Here is a 23,008-nt window from a genome sequence, read left to right as displayed (position 1 = left end):
CCCCCCGCCACTCCACCAGCCGGGGGCAGGCCCGGCAGACCGACTGGCGGGCGGTCAGCTCCGCGACCGTACGGCTCTCGCCGGCGAGCTTGGCCACCTCGAGCGCGTCATGGGCGACGGGGGTGTCGGGCCCGGCGGGGTCGTCCGGCCAGCCCGATCCGGGAGGAACAGCACTCATGCCATCGATCGTGCCAGGTCATCACGCATGCCCAGGACGAGATCCCCTAGAGAAGATCTCTTTTGCATAGGACCGACTCGGAACGCACCCCATCGCTACGAAGACTGTGTGCTGAGCAGCTACTCAGAGAGCTTTGATCGCCCTAACTACGTAACATCGCGTCGTATAGCGACGTGAAGCGGCTTTGACTCAGGAAAAGGACGGCCCCGCTAAGCAGCATCCCCGCGGACCAGCCGATCAATGAGAGCTGCGGCGTCTGCCGGGAAGGCGTGGTCGGTATCCACACGCAGGTTCCACACGAGGTGACTACCGGCGGACAGGTCTTGTTCCGTTGCATCCCAGGCGGCGAGCCGGTCCTGTGTGTCCCTGTCGCCTCGCCCCTGCGAACGGGCAGCTGTGGTCTCCCGAGAGCACCACAGCAGTACCGTCGACCAAGTGGCGGGGTAGTGAGTGGTCACGGCCTCGATTCCCGCCACCTGGCCGAGGTGGAGGATGGGAACGCGCCCGTCCTCCATGGCCGACCTGAGGCCCGGACGATCGACAACATAGGTGTTGCCGTAACGATCGTTGCGGTAGATGACGTCGCCGCGTGCCTCAAGTCCGGCCAGTTGTCCGGATGTGCCCATCCGGTAACCTGCGGATTTCCCGCTGCCGACCTTCAGGCGGCTGAAGAGGCTGTAACGCGGGTCGAGTTGAGCGAGGGCTGTCGTGACCGTATCCTTGCCGGCGGCAGGCGGGCCGTACAGCAGGATTCCCTGGTTCATCAGAACACCGTTCCAAACACCTGTCGCACCTGGTCAGTGAGCGATATCGCTGCGCCGAGGCGGTTATCCACCACCATGTGGGGAACGGCGGGACGCAGCTCGACATCGATGGTCTTCACGTAGACGTTCCAATGCCGAAGCTTCCAACTGTCCCGAGCAGCGGACCGGAAGCTTATGCATTCGTGCATTGTTTCCAAGTCACACTTGATCCAGACCACGGAGACGCTGACACCTCTGGCCTCGCATCGGTTGGTCAGCCGCTGCATCCAGCGAACGTCCGTCACCTCTGAGATGAAAGGTGCGGTCAGCACTGTGCTGATGGAGCAGTCGATGTTGGCGTATGCCGTCTCCAGCAGGCACTGGTACTCCAGAGGCCGGACCTGCTCACGATAGAGATCGGAGTGCCGATCGTTGGGGTCACTGCCCAACTCGACCAGTAGTCGCTCGACCAGGGGTCGCGTGATGGGGTCCTTGTCTAGAACGGGCCATCCCGTCAGTTGGGAGACGAAGCGAGAGAACTCCGACTTCCCACTGCCCGCGAAGCCGCCGACGATGAGCAGAGACGGGCGATGAGGATCTCCGCCCGTCTGACGACGCTTCCACGCGTCGATGATCCGCTGTTGAATACCGATGCCGACGGCGTCGGCATCGGTCCCTGGCGTGATCAGAGAGAGGGCGCGCTCAACAGCGAGGACGTGGGCCCCGTTGTGGGTCTCTGCCGAGGGCGTAAGGCTCAGCTGAGTGACTTCATCGGGCAGGGCGTGGCGGAAACCGAGCTCAGGCTCTGTGCCGCGGTACAGGAGGCAGTACGCACGCCGGTAGTGGGGGCCGGGATACACCTCGCCCTGCTCGTGCTGCCACAGTGTCTGGAAGTTGGCGGCCGGCACCGTGATGCCCGCCTTGGTGGCCACGTCACGCAGCCTCTCGCCAGCACGCTCAAGTGTCAGTCCGTGTGCCTCGCGGACCTCGCGGAGCTTATCCGGACGCCATCCCGCACGGCCCCTCGCCACGTCAACTACCGCCTGCCTGTCGTTCCGCATGGTCGCGACGCTAAGTCTTCCCCGTGTGATGTCGTGCGTAAGCAGATGTTGAAAATTCAGGTCGTTGGGCGTTGAAGGGCTCCGCTAACCCAACGTGATACACGCACGACCCGAACCTCGCTGTCATGGACCTTGCCAGCCCGCCACGTTTCCCAACTGGCGGTCCCCGCTAAGAGTTCATGAAGGAGTTCAGGTGCCCGACATCGGAGAGCAGACCAGCGGCGCGGCTGAGTGGTCCGAGTGCCAGATCGCCTACCCCCGCTCGCGTGCCGCCGAGTACTGCGACTGGATAGGGATGCCCAGCCACCGGCTGGACACCTTGGGCTGGGAAGCCCGCATCGGGCAGGCCGATCGCTGTCGCCCCCGCTTCAGCGACGACGCGAAGCCACGGACGCATTCATGACCGGCATCAACGGATACCCCGCGTCCCCCAGCGTCCAGGCCGGCGACAGCATCCGGCTTCACATCGCCACTTCCGCGGATCACTTCCGGGTCGACTTCTACCGCTGGGGCTCGGATCTAGAGCACACAGGGCACGCCGAGTGGCCTGGACGGGATGCCGCACCTGGGCGGTCCGACGAGGACTGGCAGTGGCCGGCCTACGACTTTCGCGTACCCGGAGACTGGCGATCCGGGGTTTACATCGGAGTTCTGAGCACAGGCGTTTGTCCTGGTAAGCCGCCCATTGATGCGCGCGAGGCCAGGTTCCTCCTGGTCGTCACTCCCTCTTTCCCCTCAGGCCGCAGGGTCCTCTACAAGGTCCCCATCTCCACGTACCACGCCTACAACATGGCGGGCGGCGGCAGCCTGTACAGCACCTCCCGGGTGACTCTGCGCCGCCCCGGAGGCGGTGTCGGCGGGCCGGTGAAGGGTCTGCCCGACCCGTACGACACCACGTCGCCCCGGCAGACATTCGCGCATTGGGATGCCCCCTTCATCGCCTGGATGGAACGTAACGGCATCCAGAGCGACTACTGCACGGACCTCGACCTTGATCAAGGCCGACTCCTTGACGACGGATACCGACTCCTGGTCTCAGCGGGGCACGACGAGTACTGGACGGCCGCCGCCCGACGGAACGTGACCGTCTTCCGCGACGCAGGCGGCAACATCGCCAACTTCGGCGCCAACACCTGCTGGTGGCGGGTGAGACTCGACGAGGACCGCGCCGCCCTGGAGTGCGCGAAGTTTCCTCCCGGCGCCCCTGCCGGAACGGATCCGGACGGCTCGTACGGCTGCCCTGACCACTGGTGGGAGTCCGAGCCGGAGAACGCCCTCATCGGCGTGAGCTACCGGAACGGCGGCGGGCACTGGGACGGACCACGCACACCCCTCGGGTTCACCGTCACCAACGCCGACCACTGGGTGTACTCCGGCACGGGCCTCCGAAACGGAGACGTCGTCGGCCGCGATAACGCACTCATCGGCTACGAATGCGACGGAGCCGCGTACGAGATCGATGGGCAGGGGCGCCCCCGACCCACCGGTCAGGACGGCACTCCCGAGGGCTTCGAGATCCTCGGCATCGCCCCGCTGCCCTCCGGCTGGAATCTCGCCGCCAGGGAACCGCTGGCCAGCCCTCATGCCGCCACCCTCGGGCTCTACACCGCGACCGGCACCGTCTTCACCGCCGCCACCACCGACTGGGCCCGTCTGCTCACCATCGACTCCAAGGTCGAAGCCATCACACGCAATGTCATCACCCGACTCTCCTGACGAAGGGACCGTCGTGTCTGGACTCGCGCAGCCGCTCAATGTGATCATCGGCGTCAACGGCATCGGCATGGGGCATTCCATCAGGCAGAGTGTGATCGCCCAGTACTTGCGTGACCGCGGTCACCAGGTGGGGATTATCACCAACGGAAGCACCCGCGTCGAGTACTTCCGCGACCTCGGCTTCCCCGCGTGGGGCGGGTGGATGCCGACGCTCCTTGCTCGCGGAGACCGTATCCACGCGGTCGACGCCATACGCGCCAACATCCGGCAGGCTCCCGCGGGCGTCAACCAACACCTGCGCCTGCGCCGCATCATCGGCGAGACCGGCGTCCCCGACCTGTTCATCACGGACTACGAACCCAACACGCCCCGTCTCGCCTATCACTTCGGCAGGCCGCTCATCTCGGTCGACCAGCAGAGCAAGTACCGGCATCTCGACCTGCCGCCGGTCGGCCAGTACGCCCGCACCGCCGACGAGCAGCGGTTGCGCTACTTCACGCCCCGCGTCGACCGGTCCTTCATCTGCTCCTACGTCCCCTTGGAGGCCACCGACCCACGTCTGGAGTTCATCGCCCCCATCGTTCCGGACTTCGTCCGCTCCGCTCAGGTCACGAACGAGCCGGTAGCCACGGCCTACTTCTCCCGGTACTTCGGCCATGGCCCGGAGGACTCCGTCCGTACCCTCGCCAATGTCTTCCGCCGGTACGTTCCCGACAGAGCCCTGCGGATCTACGCGCACTCGGACGAGATCGGGACACTGCGTCAGTACGCCGAAGCCAGGATCGAAATCCGCCCCTTCGACCGTCACGCGTTCGTCGCCGACCTCGCGCGTTCCGATGCCGTCTTCTCCAACGCCGGCTTCAACCTCATCAGCGAAGCGTTCGTCCTTGGCAAGCCGGTCCACCTGGTGCCCCTGCCGACGTACGACCAGCACTGGTGCGCGAGAGAGGTCCACAAGGCGGAGCTCGGCACCACCGCTCCACGGATCGACAGCGGATCCGTGCTCCATTTCCTCAACCGGACCCGGGAGCTTCGCGCCAATGTCAAACGGCACCGGAACCTCTACCTCGTCCAGGACTCCCGAGAGCGGATCGCCTCCTACCTGGAGGCACTGCCGACGACCCGTGGGCGCATCCGACGCATCCCCTTCTCGTCCGTTCGGTAGGCGGCGGTGGACCTGGCTTCAGTCCCCGCGTACGTGCCCACTGCCGTGACCGTGGCGGCCGTCGTTTTCTGCTACCGCTTCGCCGTCTCCCCGGCAGTGCGGGCACTGTCCCGTCGACCGACGCTCCTGCTCGCGTCGCTTGCAACCGCCGTCCCCTCCGTGGCGATGGTCTTCCTCCCCTTGCCCGACCCGGGCCCCTTCCGCTGGTTCGTTGCCTTCGTAATCATCATGCTCACCTGGCAGGGTGCCACGAGCGACTACGACGTGACCCAACCCATCAGGCCGCAACGCCACGCCAAAGCGGTGCTTCTACTCCTTGCGGTGGCATCCTGCCTTTGGCCGCCTGCCCTGCTGCCGTGGCTCACCGTCATTTGCGGTCGGCTGAATGGGTGGAAGCACCACGCGATGATGCCCCTGCGGCTGCTCAAGGCATACCTCGCCTGGTTCCTGGTGGCGACGCCCTTCGGGAGCACAAGATCCACCGCAGGGCTGCTGATGGTGCTCGGTTGCGTCTCGCTCTCCCACTACGTCAAGCCGGCGTGGAGCAAGGCCCGGCTCGGACCATGGCCGTGGTCCTGGGCCTGGCACAACCGCACCCATTACCTCATGGCTTCCGCGTACTGCTGGGGCTGGGCACGCTTTCTAAGCGCTGAGACCGTGTCCCGCATGCTGCGCCGAGTGCGCCTCGTCGATCGTCCGGTCAACTTCTTCACAATGGCCGTCGAGGCCGCCGGACTCGTCGCGTTTCTCGATCGCCGATTGCTGATCACGATCCTCGCGGCGACCGCCCTCTTCAACATCGCTGTCGTTCTCGCTTCCGGCATCTTCTTCTGGGAGAACATCGGCACCAACATCGCCCTCGCTATCACTGTCGCACTGCTCCCCGACGCAGAGTACGACACCGCATTCGGCTGGCTCGCCGCACTGATCGCGCTCGCGGCGCTCTTGCTCAGCGCAGCTGATCTACTGTGGCAACCCTGGCACCTGGGCTGGTGGGACTCACCTTTCACAGCTCGCATCCACTGGCAGGTGGAAACCGCCTCCGGCGCGACGTTGGGTCTCTACAACAACTTCATGTGCCCCTATGAGCGCGAGTTCGGTCGCGTTCTGGGCTACTTCTTCACCGACGAACCCGTTGTCCACGGCCACCTCGGCATCGTCTGGGACCGGGACCTCCGCGACCGACTCGTCCACGCGGTGAACGACCGCGATGAACTTCATCGCCTCAAGCAGGCTCAGGGTCAGGTGCAGGCGGATGACAAGCAGGCGATCGAGCACATCGCGTTCCTGACAGCGATGTTCATCCGTCTCCGCGCCGATACGCCGAAGAGTCCGCTACCGCGGCGTCTGCGCCGTCTCAAGGCTCCCGGCGGCCAGCTCTACCAGTGGGGCGACCTTCCTCCATACCGCGGGAAGGAACCGGTGCGCCGCATCATCATTCGCTACCAGGAGCGCTGCTACCGCCCGGATACCGGTGACTTCGTCCTGCTCGCCGACCAAGTCGTGCAGGAGATCCACCTGCCCGTCTCCACAACCGACCATGGGAGTCCTCTGTGCGCAAAGTTCTCGTCGACTGCGGAACCAACCTCGGAATCGTGCTGAGCCGCTTCATCAAGGAGCTCCCCGATCACGACTTTTACGCCTTCGAGCCCAACAAGGAGCTTCTGCCAGCCATCCACCGCGAAGTCGCACGCGCGCCTCACTCGCCCCAGGTGGAAGTCTCCCCCAGCGCAGTATGGACACACGACGGGACGATCAACCTCTTCCTCGGCCACCACGAGAGCTCCACCGTGATGCCGGGCAAGCGTGTCCCGCCGGTGTACGACCAGCAGATCGACTACGACTCACCGGTTCCGGTCCCTGCCATCGACTTCAGCGCCTGGCTGCGCCGGACCGTCACTCCGGACGACCATGTCGTCGTGAAGATGGACATCGAGGGCGCCGAGTACCCCGTCCTCAGAAAGCTGGTCGCCGACGGCACGATCAACCTCATCTCCATCCTCTACATCGAGTGGCACCACGACCGCTTCCCAGCCATGAGTCGCGCCGATCACGACCAGCTCGTCACCGCCGTCTCCGCCTGCATCGACGTCCGTGACTGGGACTGACCGGAGAGAGGACGGAACACCATGCGCTCAAAGCACATCTACCTGATCAAGCACGGTGAGACCGAGGAGAACGCGCGCGGCATCCATCAGGGTCAGGCCGTCGGTGGCACCCTCAGCAAACGCGGACGTGACGACATCCGTACGGTTGGCGCCGCCCTCGCTGCGGCCGGAGTCGTGGCCGACCAGATGCTCGTCAGTCCGATGTCCCGATGCCGCGAATCGGCGGCGCTCCTCACGGCCGTGCTCGCGCCGACAGCCGCACGCGTGGACAGTCGGCTGGCCGCCAAAAACAGCGGTCATCTTGCCGGCCAGCCCCGGGGGCTCGCGGCGGAGGAGGCCGCCTGCCGGGGTGTCCCCATCCATCAGCTCCGCACGCCGGGCGGGGAATCGTCCGAAGACGTACAAGCCCGTTATGGGAGTCTGTGGGAAGAGATCTGCGCCGGTCCACACCGCACGACCATCCTGGTCGGGCACGGCGGCGGGATCGCCTGTCTCCTGCTGAGACTGACGCAGCACGGCTTCGAGCGTTACCTTGAGTACGTGCCCGGTTCAGGATGCGTGACCTGGGTCGAACTCGCCGAGAATGCGCCTCGAATCCGGCTGACAAACGCGCCGCCCGGCGAGCTGGCCTGGCACCTGCCCACCGGTAGCACCCGATGAGACCCGATTCAGTACGGACGAGGACGGCGACGTCAGGCGTTCCCGGCACCACCGAAGCGGGCGCGGTAGGACTCCAGGTCCTCCTCCGTGATCTTCAAAAAGAGTACGGGCGGGACGGTGAACGCGGTCCCCGCCGGGACGATATCCAGAGCCTTGACCTGCTCGGAGGTCACCCAGGTCGCGGTGTCACCGGCCAGCGCGAAAGCACCGCGCATGGCGGCGGCCGAGGCCGGGATGAGCGGTTCGGAGACGATCGCGTACAGGTGGATCAGGTTCATGGCGGTGCGCAGGGTCAGCGCGGCGGCGTCCGGGTCGGTCTTGATCTCCAGCCAGGGTGCCTTCTCTTCCAGATAGGAGTTGCCCGCAGACCACAGGGCGCGCAGCGCGGCCGCGGCCTTGCGGAACTGGAGGGCCTCCATCTGCTCCTCGTACTCGGCAAGCAGCCGTGCGATCTCCTCGCCCAGCTTCGCCTCCGCCTCGCCAGCGGCGTGACCAGCCGGGACCTCGTCGCCGAACCGCTTGCGGGAGAAGGACAGAACGCGGTTGACGAAGTTGCCAAGGGTGTCGGCCAGGTCCTTGTTGACCGTGGCGGTGAAGTGCTCCCACGTGAAGGACGAGTCATCGGACTCGGGGGCGCTGGCAATCAAGAAGTAGCGCCAATAGTCGCCAGGCAGGACCTCCAGCGCGGCGTCCGTGAAGACGCCACGCTTCTGGGAAGTGGAGAACTTGCCGCCGTAGTAGGTGAGCCAGTTGAAGCCCTTGACGAAGTCGACCTTCTTCCACGGCTCACGCAGGCCGAGTTCGGTGGCGGGAAACATCACCGTGTGGAAGGGGACGTTGTCCTTCGCCATGAACTGGGTGTAGCGGACATCGTCGTCGGCCTCGTACCACCACGACTTCCAGTCACGGCTCTCGCCGTCCGGTGCGACGTCAGCCCATTCCTTCGTCGCGCCGATGTACTCGATCGGGGCGTCGAACCAGACGTAGAAGACCTTTCCCTCGGCTGCGAGCTCCGGCCAGGTGTCGGCCGGGACGGGAACGCCCCAGTCGAGGTCCCGGGTGATCGCCCGGTCGTGCAGGCCCTCGGTCAGCCACTTGCGGGCGATCGACGACGACAGCTGCGGCCACTCCGCACTGACCGCATCGATCCACTCTTCGACCTCGTGCTGAAGCTTGGACTGCAGCAGGAAGAGGTGCTTGGTCTCGCGGACCTCCAGCTCCGTGGAGCCGCTGATCGCCGAGCGCGGGCCGATCAGATCGGTCGGATCAAGAACACGGGTGCAGTTCTCGCACTGGTCGCCACGGGCCTTGTCATAGCCGCAGTGCGGGCACGTGCCCTCGACATACCGGTCTGGCAGGAAGCGGCCGTCAGCCGGCGAGTACACCTGGCGGATCGCACGCTCCTCGATGAAGCCGTTCTCGTTGAGCTTGCGTGCGAAGTGCTGAGTGATCTCCATGTTCTGCTGCGAGGAGCTGCGCCCGAAGTAGTCGAAGGCCAGCTCGAACCCGTCGTACACAGCCCTCTGTGCGTCATGCGCCTGCGTACAGAACTGGTCGACAGGGAGCCCGGCCTCTTGGGCGGCCAGTTCGGCCGGCGTGCCGTGCTCGTCCGTGGCACAGATGTAGAGGACGTCGTGACCGCGCTGGCGAAGGTACCGGGAGTAAACATCCGCCGGAAGCATCGACCCGACCATGTTGCCCAGGTGCTTGATCCCGTTGATGTAGGGAAGCGCGCTGGTGACCAGGTGTCGAGCCATCCTCGGATGCTCCATTTCATACGTACGGCGCCGGTGACGGTCCCACGGCGAACCCAAGTCGGGAAACTGCAGTCGATGCGATCACTTAGACCGCATTGCCACGTCACGCATGGTGACGGGTCGGGTCTACAAGCCGTAACCATCCTATCGAACCGGGGGTTCGGTCTTCCCGGTGATTTGCGCCCGACCCGCGCAGAGCACATAGGGCGCTCGGCCGTCCGAGACGGGCAGCCAAGCGGATCTCGGACCGACCACGACACCTTCGACCACCCTGTGATCACCGCACGCGCCTCGTACACCCTCGATTGCCGCCGACTCGTCGGGGCACACGCCGATTCTCTCTGAAGGGAAAGCACGTGAAGATCGTGATCACCGGCGGTGCCGGATTCATCGGCAGTAATCTCGCCCGGACGTTGATCGAAAGCCCCGGGATCACCCACGTTCGGGTGATTGACAACCTCTCCACCGGCCACAAGGAGAACCTCACTGACCTCGACGTCCACTTCTTCAAGGGCGACGTCCAGGACTCCGCTCTTCTGGACCTGGCATTTCGTGGCGCGGACGCCATCGTCCACCTGGCCGCCCTGCCCTCCGTACCGCGCTCGGTAAAGGATCCTCTGACGAGCCACCACGCCAACGCGACGGGGACCCTCCAGGTCCTCGAAGCCGCCCGCCGAGCCGGCAACCTGCACGTGATCGCCGCCTCCTCGTCCTCTGTTTACGGCGCGAACTCCCACCTACCCAAGCACGAAGATCTCACTATCGCCCCAATGAGCCCTTACGCGGTCACCAAGCTCGCTACCGAGGCGTATCTACGTGCGTACCACCACAGCTTCGACCTACCGGTCCTGCCCTTCCGCCTCTTCAACGTCTACGGCCCCTGCCAACGCGCCGACCACCTCTATGCCGCCGTCATCCCGAAGTGGATCAGCGCCACACTCGCCGGCCGGCCGGTCATCGTGCATGGTGACGGTAGCCAGACACGAGACTTCACGTACGTGGGCACCGTCTGTCACGTCCTCGCAGACGCCCTCCTGCGCCGGGTGGTCGAGCCCTGCCCGGTGAACCTGGCTTTCGGGACGCGTATGTCCCTGCTGAACCTGATTCCGGAGATCGAGGCCGCAACCGGGTGCCCCGCTCGCCGGGAGCACACGCCCAATCGCATCGGTGATATCCCCCACTCTCAGGCCGACAGCACGCGCCTGCGAACGCTCTTCCCGACAGTGACACCGGTACCGGTGGGGCAAGGCATATCGGCAACAGTCGACTGGTTCCGCACCTCGGCCTATCGTCGACTGGTCGGCATGAACGGCGCAGCCGGCGGTTCGATCACATCGTGACAGGTCGCCGTGACCGAACCGCCGACCCGGGACTGCGGGGACCGGCCACGCCTGCGGCGATCGGTTCGCCCTCCATAGACGTACTCACCCGGCCTCCCAGAGATAGGAGATCGGGATGGAGGTGAGCCGGTCGCCGAACGGCAGCGGCGTCTACGTTCCGCATCCCCTCAACGATGACAAGTCGCGGACGAGGCTACTGACAAATTTGCACGGCTCCTACTGACAAACGTGCACGGCCGACCATCGGATCGCGGACACCTGCTCAGGGGCGAAAACTGCGAGGAACCTTGAGCTCACGAGGATGGGGAGATTCGGCGGGACGGGAACCGCGGCGGGAGACGGCCACGCCGGCCAGGCACAGGGCGCCGCCTACCAGCGTGAGCGGGCCGGGCACCTCGTCGAGCAGCAGCCATGACATGACCACGACCAGCGCGGGCACCACGTAGGTGGTCGCGCCAAGGCGGCCGGCCGTGGTGCGGGCCAGGGCGAAGGCCCAGGTGGTGAACGCGAGAGCGGTTGGGAAGACACCCAGGTAGAGCATGTTGAGCGTTGCTGAGAGCGGGGCTCGTGAGGCCTCCGACACGAGGACGCCGGTGAAGGGCAGGCAGGCCACGGCCCCGACGGCGCAGCCGAACGTGGTGACCTGTAGCGCCCCGGCATGTCCGAGCGCCGGCTTCTGGGCGACCACGCCCCCGGCGTAGGACACCGCCGCCAGCAGGCACAGCAGAACGCCGAGCACGGACGCGTGACCGGCCCCGGACATCGAGGCCCCCACGACCACCGCGCCGATGAAGGACACCGCCATCCCCGCGAGAAGTGCACGCGTCAGGCCCTCCCCCAGCAGCCTGCCGCTCAGCGACGCGATGAGGATCGGCCCGATGTTGACGACCAACGCGGCCGTGCCCGCGTCGACCTCGCGCTCGCCCCAGTTGAGCGCGACCATGTATCCGCCGAACCACAGAACCCCCGAGATGACGATGCCCGGCCAGGCAGCCCGCGCGGGCCATCCGGTACGGCGGACAAGGCTGATCACTCCCAGCACCAGGGTCCCGGCGAGGAGCCGTCCCAGCGCCAGGGCACCCGGCGAGTAGGCCGCACCGGCGCTGCGGATGGAGACGAAGGCCGAGGCCCAAAGCACGACCGTGACGCCCGCGGCCGCCGCGGCGGGCCGGGCCGCCCGCCGACGCGATGAGATTTCCATGCGGCGAAGCTAAGCCGCGATCGTTTCGGTGTTCAGCGAAGCGTTTCCGGGCTGATGCCCAGGAGTTCCGCCAGTGCCCGTTCACCGCCGGGCGTCACCTTCACCGCCCGGCCGGAACCTATTCGTACACACCATCCCGCGTCGAACGCGTGGCGGCACAGCAAGGCCCCGGCCGTTCCCGCCAGATGTGGCCTGCGCTCGGTCCAGTCCAGGCAGCCGCGTACGAGAGGACGCCGCGTCCGCTGCCCTGTCAGGGCCATGCCCTGCTCGCCGAACCAGCGCAGCCCCTCGTCGGTGAGCGCGAACCCGGTGTCCTGCCGCAGCAGCCCGCGTTCGGTCATCGCCTCGGTGATGGAGATGCCGAGCCGCCCGGCGAGATGGTCATAGCAGGTGCGCCCGCGCGCGAGGGCGTTGCTCGCGCTCGCGGCACGGAGCGTGCGCGGTCCGCCCTCCGCGGGCCCGGTCCCGGCCGGTACGGCATGCCCGGCGAGGTCCTCGATGAGGTGGGCGATCTCCGGATCCGCCAGCCGTACGTAACGGTGACGGCCCTGCCGTTCCTCGGCGAGCAGCCCGCCCTCGACGAGTCTGCCGAGGTGTTCGCTGGTGGTGGAGGCGGCCACGCCAGCATGCCGCGCGAGCTCGCTCGCCGTCCACGCGCGGCCGTCGAGAAGCGCGAGGCAGAACGCCGCCCGGGTTTCGTCGGCGAGCAGGGCGGCCATCGCGGCGAGACGGGCCCCCACGCGCTGCGCACGAGCCCCGCCGACTGGACCTTCTGTACGAGCCATGCTCCCAGCATGCGTCACACCCACTTCGGCCACGACCGAACGTCGTCCACCGGGCCGGTCGTCAGCGACGGCTCTTGCCGGGGCTCGGCGACGGCGTCGGCTCGGCAGTAGGCTCAGGAGTCGGCTCGGGAGTCGGTGAGGGGGACGCGCTGGGTGCCCCCTCCGCGGTGGCGGCGGGCGACGGTACGGGCGTCGGCGTGGGCATCTCGGCAGACGGGACGCAATCGGCGGACTCCGGCATGCCTCTGTCGTCCTCCGTGATCGGTGTGAGCGGCAGAGGATAGGCATTGCGGATCGGCGGTTCGCCGCCACAGGGGATCGCGAGCCGCTGGTCGTACATCTCCGGGTCGAGCGTGGTGATCGGTCGGCCGTCCTGGTCGTAGAGCCGCACGTTCCGCAGCGGCGTGCCGTCCTCGGCATACGGGAAGATGTTGTACACGTCGCCGTCGCCGAACGTGGCGGTGTTCTCCACCCACACGTTCCCGGCTGGACGCGGGCCGCTGTCGATGGCGACATACGACGGCCGCCGGGCGTCCGCCAGCGCGATGAGCACCAGGAACACGGCCAGCGCGTTCCCCCCGAGCAGCAGCAGCCGGCCCCAGGTCGGCGCCGCCGCCGTACGAGTGGACCGGCCCAACCACACCGAAGCCCAGATGACGGCGAGTGTGAACACCCACTCCGCCAGATCGTCGGGCAGATATCCAGGGGTGGGAAACTGGGCCAGCACGCCTATGGCGATCGCGTAACCGCGCAGCACCCACCAGGCCGGGCGCAGCTCCGGTGCGAACGCCGCCGCCTGCCGATAGGGCGGCAGCCGGAGCATTCGGCCGTGGACCCCGCTCGCTTTAGCGGTCACCCGCCTGCCTACCCGACGGGCGATGGACGGGCTCTCATCCCGGGCCCGCCCCCCGTAGGCCGCCCGCAGCTCCGCGGCGTACGCCTCGGGAGAGCCCAGACGTTCTTCCAGGGGCAGCCCGTGCTCGGCCGCGACCTCCGCGAGGTGATCGTCGAGGTCTTCCAGCAGAGCCTCCCGGTCCTTCGCCGGCAGGTCGGCGAGGGCCTCGCGCACGGCATCGGCGTACGCCTTGGGGGTCATCGGGGAATTCATCACGAAGGGACCTCCTTGAGCAGGTCGTTCATGATGTTGGAGAACGACCGCCATGTCTTGGCCGAGGAGTCGAGGAGCGACCGGCCCACGTCGTTGAGGCCGTAGTACTTGCGGTGCGGTCCCTCGTCGGAGGCGACCACGTAGGAGGTGAGCGCACCGGCCCGGAAGAGCCTGCGGAGCGTTCCGTACACGGAGGCGTCGCCGACGTCCTCCAGCCCGGCCTCACGCAGGCGGCGCACGACGTCGTAGCCGTAACCGTCACGCTCGGCGAGCACCGCGAGCACGGCGAGGTCGAGGACGCCTTTGAGGAGCTGAGTGCTGTCCACGCATCGCACACTACTGCGCAATGCGCAATAGTGGCAAGATCTCCCCCCTGAGAGGAGAAGACGGTGAGGTCAGACGAGGGACCAGGCGATGCCGTCGAGGATGTCGTGCTCGCTGACGACCACCTCGCGGAAGCCGTACCGGCCGACGATGCGGCCCAGGATGAGCGCACCGGCGCCGATGACGTCGACCCGGCCGGGGTGCATGACCGGGATGGCCGCCCGCTCCTCATGGGTCATCCGCAGCAGCCGACCGCTCACCTCGTGGACCCGCTCGGCGGGAATGCGGGAGTGGTGGATCCGCGCCGGGTCGTACGCGGGCAGGCCGAGCGCGATGCCCGCGACCGTGGTGACCGAGCCGGCCAGGCCGACCAGCGTACGGGCGTTCCGTACCGGGACCGCGGCCTCCACCCGGTCCATGGCCGCCTCGATGTCCGTGATCGCGGCCTGTACGGCCTCGCGGCTCGGCGGGTCGCCCGCCGACGTGAGATGCCGTTCGGTCAGCCGGACGCAACCGATGTCGACGGACATGGCGCCCGTGACGACGCCCTCGGCCGTCCCTGCGACTGTGCCGACGACGAACTCCGTCGAACCGCCGCCGATGTCCACCACCAGGTACGGCCCCTCCGCGGCCTCTCCGGCTCCCTCGGCGGCCAGACCGCGGGTGGCGCCGGTGAACGACAGCCCGGCCTCCTCCGCCCCGGTGACGACTTCGGGTTCGACGCCGAAGATCTCGCGGACCCCCGACACGAAGTCGGCCCGGTTCGCGGCGTCACGGGTCGCCGAGGTGGCGACCACGCGTACGGGCATCCCCACCGGCGTTCGAGCAGGCTCATCGCCCGGCACGGCGTGCTCCCTGATCAGCTTGGCGTAGCCGCGCATCGCGGCGAACGTGCGCTCCAGCGCCTCCGGCGCGAGCCGTCCGGTCCGGTCCACATCCTGGCCGAGCCGTACGATCTCCATCCGCCGTTCGACATCGGTGAGCCGCTCACCCGAAATATCCGCGATGAGAAGCCGGACCGAGTTCGTCCCGCAGTCGATGGCCGCGACCCGCGTCATGAGTCCTCCTCTTCGCTGCCCGGGTCCGGGGCGACGCACGGACCGTCGGCCCACCACTCGGGCAGGGCGTCGAGCGCCTCCCGACCGAACGGGTTGGCGCCGGGCACCGCGAGCTCGTGCGCGACCAGCGCGTGGAGGCACTTGACGCGGTCCGGCATGCCCCCGGCGGTCTGCGTGCCCCGGGGCAGCGGCTCCACGCCCTCCTCTTCGGCGGCGCCGTCCCGGCGGGCGAGGTAGTCCTCATGCGCCGCAAGGTAGGCGGCGGCCAGCTCGGGCTCCTCGGCGAGCCGGTCCTGCATCCGCCGCATCAGCCCCGAGGCCTCCAGCGTGCCGATGGCCGACGCCGCCTTCGGACAGGTCAGATAGAACAGCGTCGGAAACGGCGTGCCGTCGGGCAGCCGGGGCGCGGTCTCCAGCACGTCGGGAAGCCCGCAGGGGCACCGGTGCGCCACCGCCCGCACCCCGCGCGGCGGCCGCCCGAGCTGCGCCCGCACCGCCGCCAGGTCGGCCCGATCCACCACCGTCGAACTCCCTGGTTTCTAGTTCCGGCTCGCCGGAACGCTGTCGCGGCCCTGGTCCGCGGCCTCGACGGACTGCCACAGCGTGACGTACCACGCGGGCGGCTCCGGCTTCTTGCCGCCGCCCCGGGGAGCGGACCCGGCCGGCTTCTGGTCGAGCACGACGTAGCACTTCGCGCCCGGCTCACAGTAGTGCAGCCGCTCCTTGAGCATCTGCTTGACGTACTCCGGGTCCTCGCGCTGCTTGCGCCGTTCCTCCAGCGTGCGCAGCCTGTGGAGGGCCTGCGTCTGCTCCTCCTCTAGCCGGGCGATCTCCCGCCGCTGGGCGATGACCTCCCGCGCCGGGTAGGCGAGGCTCATGGCGTTGGCGCAGACGACGACCGCGAGGATCGCCGCCCGCCCGGTCAGCTGCGGCCGTTTCAGCTGTGGTCGTTTCGCCAACGCCGATCAGCCACCTTCCGGCTCGTTATCCCTGGAAGCGGGGGAACGCGGAACGGCCGGCGAAGCGGGCGGCGTCGTCGAGCAGCTCCTCGATGCGCAGGAGCTGGTTGTACTTGGCCACCCGGTCGGACCGGGCCGGAGCGCCCGTCTTGATCTGCCCGCAGTTGGTCGCGACGGCGAGGTCGGCGATCGTGGTGTCCTCGGTCTCGCCGGAGCGGTGGCTCATCATGCAGCGGTAGCCGCTGCGGTGCGCCAGGTCGACCGCGTCGAGGGTCTCCGACAGCGTGCCGATCTGGTTCACCTTGACCAGCAGCGCGTTGGCGGCGCCGTCGCGGATGCCGCGCTCCAGCCGCTCGGGGTTGGTGACGAACAGGTCGTCGCCCACGAGCTGGACCCTGGCGCCGAGTGCGGCGGTGATGGCCTTCCAGCCCTCCCAGTCCTCCTCGTTCAGCGGGTCCTCGATGGAGACCAGCGGGTAGGAGCGGACCAGGTCCTCGTAGAACGCGATCAGCTCGGCGGCCGACAGCCCCTTGCCGTCGATCGTGTAGACGCCCTCGGAGTGGAACTCGCTGGCCGCGACGTCGAGCGCGAGCGCGATGTCCTCGCCCGGGGTGAAACCGGCCTTCTCGATCGCCACCATGATCAGGTCGAGCGCGTCGCGGTTGGACGGCAGGTTCGGCGCGAAGCCGCCCTCGTCGCCCAGGCCGGTGGCGTACCCCTTCTCCTTGAGCACGCCCTTCAGCGTGTGGTAGGTCTCGGTGCCCATCCGCAGCGCCTCGGCGAACGTCTCGGCGCCGATCGGGGCGATCATGAACTCCTGGATGTCCACGTTGGTGTCGGCGTGCGCGCCGCCGTTCAGGATGTTCATCATCGGAACCGGCAGCAGGTGCGCGTTCGCCCCGCCGACGTAGCGGAACAGCGGCAGGTCGGCGCTGTCGGCGGCGGCCTTGGCGACGGCGAGGGAGACCCCGAGGATCGCGTTCGCGCCGATGCGGGCCTTGTTGGGCGTGCCGTCCAGGTCGATCATCGTCTGGTCGATGAGGCGCTGCTCCTCGGCGTCGAGGCCGATGATCTCTTCGGCGATCTCGTCGGTGACGCCGAGGACGGCCTTCTCGACGCCCTTGCCGAGGTAACGCCTCTTGTCCCCGTCGCGAAGTTCCACAGCCTCGAACTGGCCGGTGGAGGCGCCGCTCGGAACGGCGGCGCGGCCCGTGCTGTAGTCGTCCAGCAGGACCTCGACCTCGACCGTGGGGTTGCCCCGGGAGTCGAGGATCTCGCGGGCGGTAACGGCCTCGATGGCAGCCACGAACGCTCCTAGCAATATCGCGGACGGTTTGCCCACCGAGCCTATCGGTCTCTACTACTCAGTACGGCGAAGGCACCCCGATCACTGCGGGCTTCGTTCGCGCTCCCATTCCTCCACCCGGCGGCGGTATTCCCTGGCGGCCGCCCTCAGCTCGGCCTCCGGGTCGACCCCCGCCGCCTGCGCCTGCCGTACCAGCTGGAAGAGCCGCGCGCCGGTGTTCGTGGGCAGGCCGTCGCCATGCTCGTCGCCAAGCTCGTCGCCAAGCTCGTCGGCGAGCTCGTCGGGCGCTCCGGCGCGGCCGGCCCGGCGCAGCAGCTGGGCGGCGAGGGAGAGCGCGGGCTGGGCCATCGGCACGCCGCTGAGCGCCGACTCCGTCTCGCCCTTGGCGGCACGCTCGGCCGCCTTGATCGCCTCCCAGTTGTCACTGACCTCGGCGGCGCCGGACACCCTTACGTCGGCGAACACGTGGGGATGGCGGCGGATCAGCTTGTCCACGATCCCGGTGGCGACGTCGTCGATGTCGAACCCGTCGCCATCCTGCACCGACCTTTCTGTGCCCGTTCTCTCCTGGGCGATCCGGGCGTGGAAGACGATCTGGAGCAGCAGGTCGCCGAGTTCCTCCTGGAGTGCCCCGTAATCACCCTGGTCGATGGTGTCGAGCACCTCGTAGGCCTCCTCCACGAGGTACGGCACCAGCGACTCGTGGGTCTGTCCACGGTCCCAGGGACACTCACTTCTGAGGCGGTCCATGACCTGGACGAGATCGAGCAGTCTCGCCCCCGGCAGGTCGTAGGAGCCGGGTACGACCTCGATGACCGGCGGGTCGTCCAGAGCGAGGGCGGCGTGGCCGACGGCGCGCATGAACGCCTCGTCGCCGTCCTGCGCGGCCAGCCAGACGAGCTTCTCCGTACGGCTCCGGCGCGCGATGTCCGCCGGAGCCGAAACCACAGCCGAATCCGCAGCCGAATCCGCAGCCGAATCCGAGGCCAGGGCGATCACCTCGACCTTTGTGCCCGCCTCGGCGAGGTAGGGCAGATAGGGGTGATCGGCGCAGCCGGTCAGCACCCGCCCGTCGCTGAGCGCCTTCCAGGCCGCGGGCGTGAGCAGCCCCGGCGGCACCCGGGGCGAGGTCGTCACCACGATCAACGGCATGTCCCCACCCTAACCAGCAGGTCAGTCCTGGGGGACGGCCGCGGCGGGGGCGGCGGACTGGACGGCGCCGAAGCGGTCGTCGGCGAGGAAGATCCCCTGCTGGGGGTCGAACTTGCCGTAACGCGGGCTGAACTTGATCGGCACCGCCGCCTCGACCTCCTTGCCGAGCTTCTCCGCCGCGGTCTGCGGGTCGGCCGCGGCACCGGCCATCCGCGACCCCAGCTTCTGCTGGGTGAGCAGAGCGCGGACGACCGTCCGGCCCTCCGACAGCGGGATGCCGTTCAGCAGCAGCATCTGGTTGACCGTCATGCCCTGCTGCTTGGCCTGGGTCTCGACGCCGATCAGCATGTCGTCGATCTCCCGATCGGTGACGTTGATGCCCTTCTGACGGCCGAACTCGATCAACTGCCTGGTGGTGGCCATCGTGGTCAGGACCTGACGCGGCCCGGGCAGCGGCGGAGTGGCGCGCTGCTTGTCCGCTCCGTCCAGGCCGTTTGCGGCCGCATCCTCATGAATGGACCGGACCGCGGCGTCAAGCTCGCTGGAGCTGACACGTTCCTTGCCGACGATCGCCGCGGCACCGGCCTGCACGGGGGCGCAAGCGCTCAGCGGGCCGGCGGCGACCGCCGCGACCACGACCGCGGCCGCGACGCGCACACGGTACGACTTCACGTTCTGATCCTTCCGATAACACCCGGCTGATGCCGATTTCTGGGACATCGCGGAGATTGCGAACGACCGCGGTCACTGTACCCGCATCGGCTCCAGGAACATGGCCTCGACCAGGTCCTCGCACCATTTGAGCAGGTCGAGGTCGCGCAGCGGCTGTCCGCCGATCGGCTTGGTACGCGGCACCGGCACCAGCAGGATGCCGGTCGCCTGTTTCAGGAGCGACTTGGGATAAAGCCGCTGCAACCGCACCTGCTGTGAATCTTTCAGCGACACCGGGGCGAACCTGATCTGCTGCCCCTGGATGGTGACGTCCGTCAGCCCGGCCTCCCGGGCCTTCATCCGGAAGCGCGCCACCTCCAGCAGGTTCTCCACCTCCTGCGGCGGCCTGCCGTACCGGTCGGTCAGCTCGTCGCGCACCGCGGTCAGGTCGGCCTCGGTGCCGATCGCGGCGATCCGCTTGTAGGCCTCCAGCCGCAGCCGCTCCGACGTCACGTACCCGTGCGGCACGTGCGCGTTGATCGGCAGCTCGGCCCTGACCTCCGGCCGCTCCTCCACCTGCTCCACACCGGCGAGCTTGGACTTCTGCTCCTGTACGGCTTCCGCCATCATCCGGACGTACAGGTCGAAGCCGACACCCGCGATGTGACCGGACTGCTCGGCCCCGAGGATGTTGCCGGCGCCGCGGATCTCCAGGTCCTTCATCGCGACGTACATGCCCGCGCCCATCTCGGTGTGCTGGGCGATCGTCGCGAGCCGCTCGTGCGCGGTCTCGGTCAGCGGCGCCTCCGGCGGGTAGAGGAAGTACGCGTACCCGCGCTCGCGGCCCCGGCCGACCCGGCCGCGCAGCTGGTGCAGCTGCGACAGGCCGTAGTTGTCGGCCCGGTCGACGATCAGCGTGTTGGCGTTCGGCACGTCGAGACCGGACTCCACGATCGTGGTGCAGACGAGCACGTCGAAGTCGCGCTCCCAGAAGTCCACCATGATCTTTTCGAGTTGGGTCTCGTTCATCTGGCCGTGCGCGACCGCGATCCGCGCCTCGGGAACCAGCTCGTGCAGCCGCGCCGCGACCCTGTCGATGCTGCGCACCCGGTTGTGGACGAAGAACGTCTGCCCGTCGCGCATCAGCTCGCGCCGGATCGCCGCCGCGATCTGCTTCTCGTCGTACGGTCCGACGAACGTGAGGATCGGATGCCGCTCCTCGGGCGGGGTGAGGATCGTGGACATCTCCCGGATGCCGGTGAGGCCCATCTCCAGCGTGCGCGGGATCGGCGTGGCCGACATGGCGAGCACGTCCACCTGCGTGCGCAGGTGCTTCATGGCCTCCTTGTGCTCGACGCCGAACCGCTGCTCCTCGTCCACGATGATCAGGCCGAGGTCCTTGAACGCGACCTCCGGCGACAGCAGCCGGTGGGTGCCGACCACGACGTCGACGCCGCCCGCCCTGAGGCCCTCGAGCGTCTGCTTCACCTCTCTGTCGCTCTGGAACCGGGAGATCGGCTTGACCGTGACGGGGAAGCTCGCGAACCGCTCGCCGAACGTGGACAGGTGCTGCTGCACGAGCAGCGTCGTCGGCACCAGCACCGCGACCTGCTTGCCGTCCTGCACCGCCTTGAAGGCGGCGCGCACCGCGATCTCGGTCTTGCCGTACCCGACGTCGCCGCAGATCAGCCGGTCCATCGGAGTCGGCCGCTCCATGTCGCGCTTGACCTCCTCGATGGCCTCGAGCTGGTCGTTCGTCTCGGCGTAGGGGAAGGCGTCCTCCATCTCCCGCTGCCAGGGCGTGTCCACGCCGAACGGGTGACCCGGCGAGGCCATCCTGGCCGAGTAGAGCCTGATCAGCTCACCGGCGATCTCCCTGACCGCCTTCCTGGCCTTGGTCTTGGCCTTGGCCCAGTCGGCGCCGCCCATCCGGTTGAGGGTCGGCGCCTCTCCCCCGACGTACCGGGTGACCTCGTCGAGCTGGTCGGTCGGCACGTAGAGGCGGTCGCCCCTGGCGTACTCGATCACGAGGTACTCGCGGGTCGCGCCATGGATCGTGCGCTGCACCATCTCGACGTACCGGCCGACCCCGTGCTGCTCGTGTACGACATGGTCGCCGATCTTGAGCTGGAGCGGGTCGACCATGTTGCGCCGCCGCGACGGCAGTCGCCGCATGTCCTTGGTCGACGCCTTCTGTCCGACGAGGTCGAGGTGCGTGATCACCGCCACGTCCGGGGTGACGAAGCCGTGGTCGATGCGGCCCGTGGTGACCCGCACCACGTCACGGTCCGGCCGTCCGTCGAGCGCGGGCACGAGCGTGGCCGGCACGTCCACGCCCCTGAGCAGCTCGACCATGCGCTCGGCCGGGCCATGGCCCTCACTGAGCAGGACGACGGCCTTGCCCGTGCCCAGCCAGCCCTTGATGTCGGCCAGCGCCCGCTGCGTGTCGCCGCGGTAGGCCTCCACGTCGTGGGCGTCCATCTCGGCGCCCTCACCGAACGGCGCGATCGTCCACCACGGCCGGCCGATCTCACGGGCGTGGTCGCGGACCTCCTCCAGCGTCCGGAAGGCGGCCGCCCGCAGGTCGATCGGCGCCTCGCCGCCGGCCGCCGCGGTGACCCAGGACGCCTCCATGAACTCCTGGCTGGTCCGCACGAGCTCCACGGCCCGGGTCCGGATGCGCTCGGGGTCGCAGACGAAGACCGCCGACCGCACCGGCAGATGATCGACGAGCAGGTCCATCGACCCGGCCAGCACCGGCGCCAGCGCCTCCATGCCCTCGACCGGCACGCCGTCGGCGAGCTGGTCCAGGACGTCCTTCAACGCCGGGTGCTCGTCCCCCAGGTCACGGGCGCGCCGCCGTACGTCGTCGGTGAGCAGGAGCTCACGGCAGGGAGCGGCGAAGAGGCCATCCTGGGCGATCTCCAGCGAACGCTGGTCGGCCACCTTGAACCAGCGGATCTCCTCGACCGAGTCCCCCCAGAACTCCAGCCGCAGCGGGTGCTCCTCGGTGGGCGGGAACACGTCGAGCAGGCCGCCGCGTACGGCGACCTCGCCGCGCTTCTCCACCATGTCCACGCGGTGGTAGCCGTTCTCGACCAGCCTCGTGACCACGTCGTCCAGGTCGGCGTCGTCACCGGCGCGCAGCCGTACCGGCTCCAACTCCCCCAGGCCCGACACGATCGGCTGCAGCAGCGAGCGGACCGGCGCCACGACGACCCGCAGCGGGCCGGCGTTCGGATCCCCCTGCACCGGGTGCGCCAGACGACGTAGTACGGCGAGGCGCTGGCCCACGGTGTCGCTGCGCGGGGAGAGTCGTTCATGCGGCAGCGTCTCCCACGCCGGGAAGATCGCCACGGATGCCTCGTCGATGAGGCTGGTCAGCGCGGCGGCCAGGTCTTCGGCCTCGCGCCCGGTGGCGGTGACGGCCAGCACGGGCCGTACGCGAGCGAGCGCGGCGACGGCGAACGGCCGCAGCGCGGGCGGCGCGACCAGTTCGGCGCCGGCATCCCCCGGCCCTCCGGAGTCCTCCAGCGCGGCGGCGAGCTTCGGTTCGGCGGAGACAAGGTCGAGCAGTCCGGAAAGAGACATCTATGCCTTCTGCAGCCCCACGACGGCAAGCGAAACAACCCCGAGCCGAGATCGGACCGGGGGATTATCAGGTTATCCAGGCTACGCCTGTACGGGCACCGCCCGCGCGTGCCGTCCAAATCTTGACGAGGCGAATCCACCGCTG

The 23,008-nt window shown here is 68.2% G+C and carries 20 protein-coding genes; 6 read left to right on the top strand and 14 right to left on the bottom strand.

From position 1 onward, the window contains the following. Nucleotides 1–387: 387 nt before the first annotated feature. Complete coding sequence (locus tag Mth01_RS20840; RefSeq protein ID WP_204017585.1) at nucleotides 388–942, bottom strand: guanylate kinase; 555 nt, start codon at nucleotides 940–942, stop codon at nucleotides 388–390. After that, on the bottom strand, nucleotides 942–1,853 hold the full coding sequence (locus tag Mth01_RS20835; protein ID WP_239089860.1) for an AAA family ATPase: 912 nt from the start codon (nucleotides 1,851–1,853) through the stop codon (nucleotides 942–944). The genes Mth01_RS20840 and Mth01_RS20835 overlap by 1 nt, the downstream gene beginning before the upstream one ends. Before the next feature lie 528 nt (nucleotides 1,854–2,381). Between Mth01_RS20835 and Mth01_RS20830 the strand changes: the two genes are divergently transcribed. The 5 genes from Mth01_RS20830 to Mth01_RS20810 are packed head-to-tail and all read left to right on the top strand — an operon-like array spanning nucleotide 2,382 to nucleotide 7,631. Further along, nucleotides 2,382–3,698 carry a N,N-dimethylformamidase beta subunit family domain-containing protein gene (locus Mth01_RS20830; protein WP_204017583.1) on the top strand — a complete coding sequence of 439 codons (1,317 nt, stop codon included), beginning with the start codon at nucleotides 2,382–2,384 and terminating at the stop codon, nucleotides 3,696–3,698. Nucleotides 3,699–3,711: 13 nt separating this feature from the next. Beyond that, on the top strand, nucleotides 3,712–4,863 hold the full coding sequence (locus tag Mth01_RS20825) for a glycosyltransferase family protein (protein ID WP_204017582.1): 1,152 nt from the start codon (nucleotides 3,712–3,714) through the stop codon (nucleotides 4,861–4,863). Between the two features lie 45 nt (nucleotides 4,864–4,908). Further along, on the top strand, nucleotides 4,909–6,465 hold the full coding sequence (locus Mth01_RS20820; RefSeq protein ID WP_204017581.1) for a hypothetical protein: 1,557 nt from the start codon (nucleotides 4,909–4,911) through the stop codon (nucleotides 6,463–6,465). Further along, a complete protein-coding gene (locus tag Mth01_RS20815; RefSeq protein ID WP_204017580.1) occupies nucleotides 6,459–6,971 on the top strand; it encodes an FkbM family methyltransferase in 513 nt (170 codons plus the stop codon). The genes Mth01_RS20820 and Mth01_RS20815 overlap by 7 nt, the downstream gene beginning before the upstream one ends. Before the next feature lie 21 nt (nucleotides 6,972–6,992). Then, nucleotides 6,993–7,631: a histidine phosphatase family protein gene (locus Mth01_RS20810; protein WP_204017579.1), complete on the top strand. Its 639-nt coding sequence runs from the start codon at nucleotides 6,993–6,995 to the stop codon at nucleotides 7,629–7,631. 32 nt (nucleotides 7,632–7,663) lie between these two features. Here Mth01_RS20810 and metG read toward each other — a convergent pair whose 3' ends face one another. Continuing rightward, nucleotides 7,664–9,388: a methionine--tRNA ligase gene (gene metG / locus Mth01_RS20805; RefSeq protein ID WP_204017578.1), complete on the bottom strand. Its 1,725-nt coding sequence runs from the start codon at nucleotides 9,386–9,388 to the stop codon at nucleotides 7,664–7,666. 356 nt (nucleotides 9,389–9,744) lie between these two features. On the opposite strand from metG, the gene Mth01_RS20800 reads away from it, so the two are divergent. After that, entirely contained in the window at nucleotides 9,745–10,728 is a 984-nt protein-coding gene (locus Mth01_RS20800; protein ID WP_204017577.1) for an NAD-dependent epimerase/dehydratase family protein, read from the top strand. A gap of 262 nt (nucleotides 10,729–10,990) precedes the next feature. Here the strand turns inward: Mth01_RS20800 and Mth01_RS20795 are convergent, their stop codons facing one another. The 11 genes from Mth01_RS20795 to mfd all read right to left on the bottom strand — a co-directional run bounded on the left by Mth01_RS20795 (nucleotide 10,991) and on the right by mfd (nucleotide 22,863). Further along, the gene (locus tag Mth01_RS20795; protein WP_204017576.1) at nucleotides 10,991–11,929 is read right to left on the bottom strand and encodes a DMT family transporter; all 939 of its coding nucleotides are present in this window, start codon (nucleotides 11,927–11,929) and stop codon (nucleotides 10,991–10,993) included. A gap of 32 nt (nucleotides 11,930–11,961) precedes the next feature. Further along, complete coding sequence (locus tag Mth01_RS20790; RefSeq protein ID WP_204017575.1) at nucleotides 11,962–12,714, bottom strand: ArsR/SmtB family transcription factor; 753 nt, start codon at nucleotides 12,712–12,714, stop codon at nucleotides 11,962–11,964. Between the two features lie 61 nt (nucleotides 12,715–12,775). After that, nucleotides 12,776–13,822, bottom strand: coding sequence for an HAAS signaling domain-containing protein (locus Mth01_RS20785; RefSeq protein WP_407695964.1), 1,047 nt, complete (start codon nucleotides 13,820–13,822; stop codon nucleotides 12,776–12,778). After that, entirely contained in the window at nucleotides 13,822–14,148 is a 327-nt protein-coding gene (locus Mth01_RS20780; protein ID WP_204017573.1) for a PadR family transcriptional regulator, read from the bottom strand. The genes Mth01_RS20785 and Mth01_RS20780 overlap by 1 nt, the downstream gene beginning before the upstream one ends. Before the next feature lie 69 nt (nucleotides 14,149–14,217). Then, complete coding sequence (locus tag Mth01_RS20775; protein ID WP_204017572.1) at nucleotides 14,218–15,204, bottom strand: Ppx/GppA phosphatase family protein; 987 nt, start codon at nucleotides 15,202–15,204, stop codon at nucleotides 14,218–14,220. Then, nucleotides 15,201–15,725 (bottom strand): DUF501 domain-containing protein, encoded by a 525-nt coding sequence (locus Mth01_RS20770; protein ID WP_204017571.1) that lies wholly within the window; start codon nucleotides 15,723–15,725, stop codon nucleotides 15,201–15,203. Before Mth01_RS20770 ends, Mth01_RS20775 begins: the two co-directional genes overlap by 4 nt. Nucleotides 15,726–15,743: 18 nt before the next feature. After that, nucleotides 15,744–16,163 (bottom strand): FtsB family cell division protein, encoded by a 420-nt coding sequence (locus Mth01_RS20765; protein WP_239089859.1) that lies wholly within the window; start codon nucleotides 16,161–16,163, stop codon nucleotides 15,744–15,746. 25 nt (nucleotides 16,164–16,188) lie between these two features. After that, nucleotides 16,189–17,469 carry a phosphopyruvate hydratase gene (gene eno / locus Mth01_RS20760; RefSeq protein ID WP_204017570.1) on the bottom strand — a complete coding sequence of 427 codons (1,281 nt, stop codon included), beginning with the start codon at nucleotides 17,467–17,469 and terminating at the stop codon, nucleotides 16,189–16,191. An 81-nt stretch (nucleotides 17,470–17,550) separates the two neighbouring features. Then, on the bottom strand, nucleotides 17,551–18,621 hold the full coding sequence (mazG, locus tag Mth01_RS20755) for a nucleoside triphosphate pyrophosphohydrolase (RefSeq protein ID WP_204017569.1): 1,071 nt from the start codon (nucleotides 18,619–18,621) through the stop codon (nucleotides 17,551–17,553). Nucleotides 18,622–18,642: 21 nt separating this feature from the next. Continuing rightward, complete coding sequence (locus tag Mth01_RS20750) at nucleotides 18,643–19,293, bottom strand: SurA N-terminal domain-containing protein (RefSeq protein WP_204017568.1); 651 nt, start codon at nucleotides 19,291–19,293, stop codon at nucleotides 18,643–18,645. 72 nt (nucleotides 19,294–19,365) lie between these two features. Next, nucleotides 19,366–22,863: a transcription-repair coupling factor gene (gene mfd / locus Mth01_RS20745; protein WP_204017567.1), complete on the bottom strand. Its 3,498-nt coding sequence runs from the start codon at nucleotides 22,861–22,863 to the stop codon at nucleotides 19,366–19,368. Nucleotides 22,864–23,008: the final 145 nt, after the last annotated feature.

This window comes from Sphaerimonospora thailandensis (genome assembly GCF_016863115.1).
GTDB lineage: Bacteria > Actinomycetota > Actinomycetes > Streptosporangiales > Streptosporangiaceae > Sphaerimonospora > Sphaerimonospora cavernae.
This window is presented reverse-complemented; position numbering and strand designations above follow the sequence as displayed.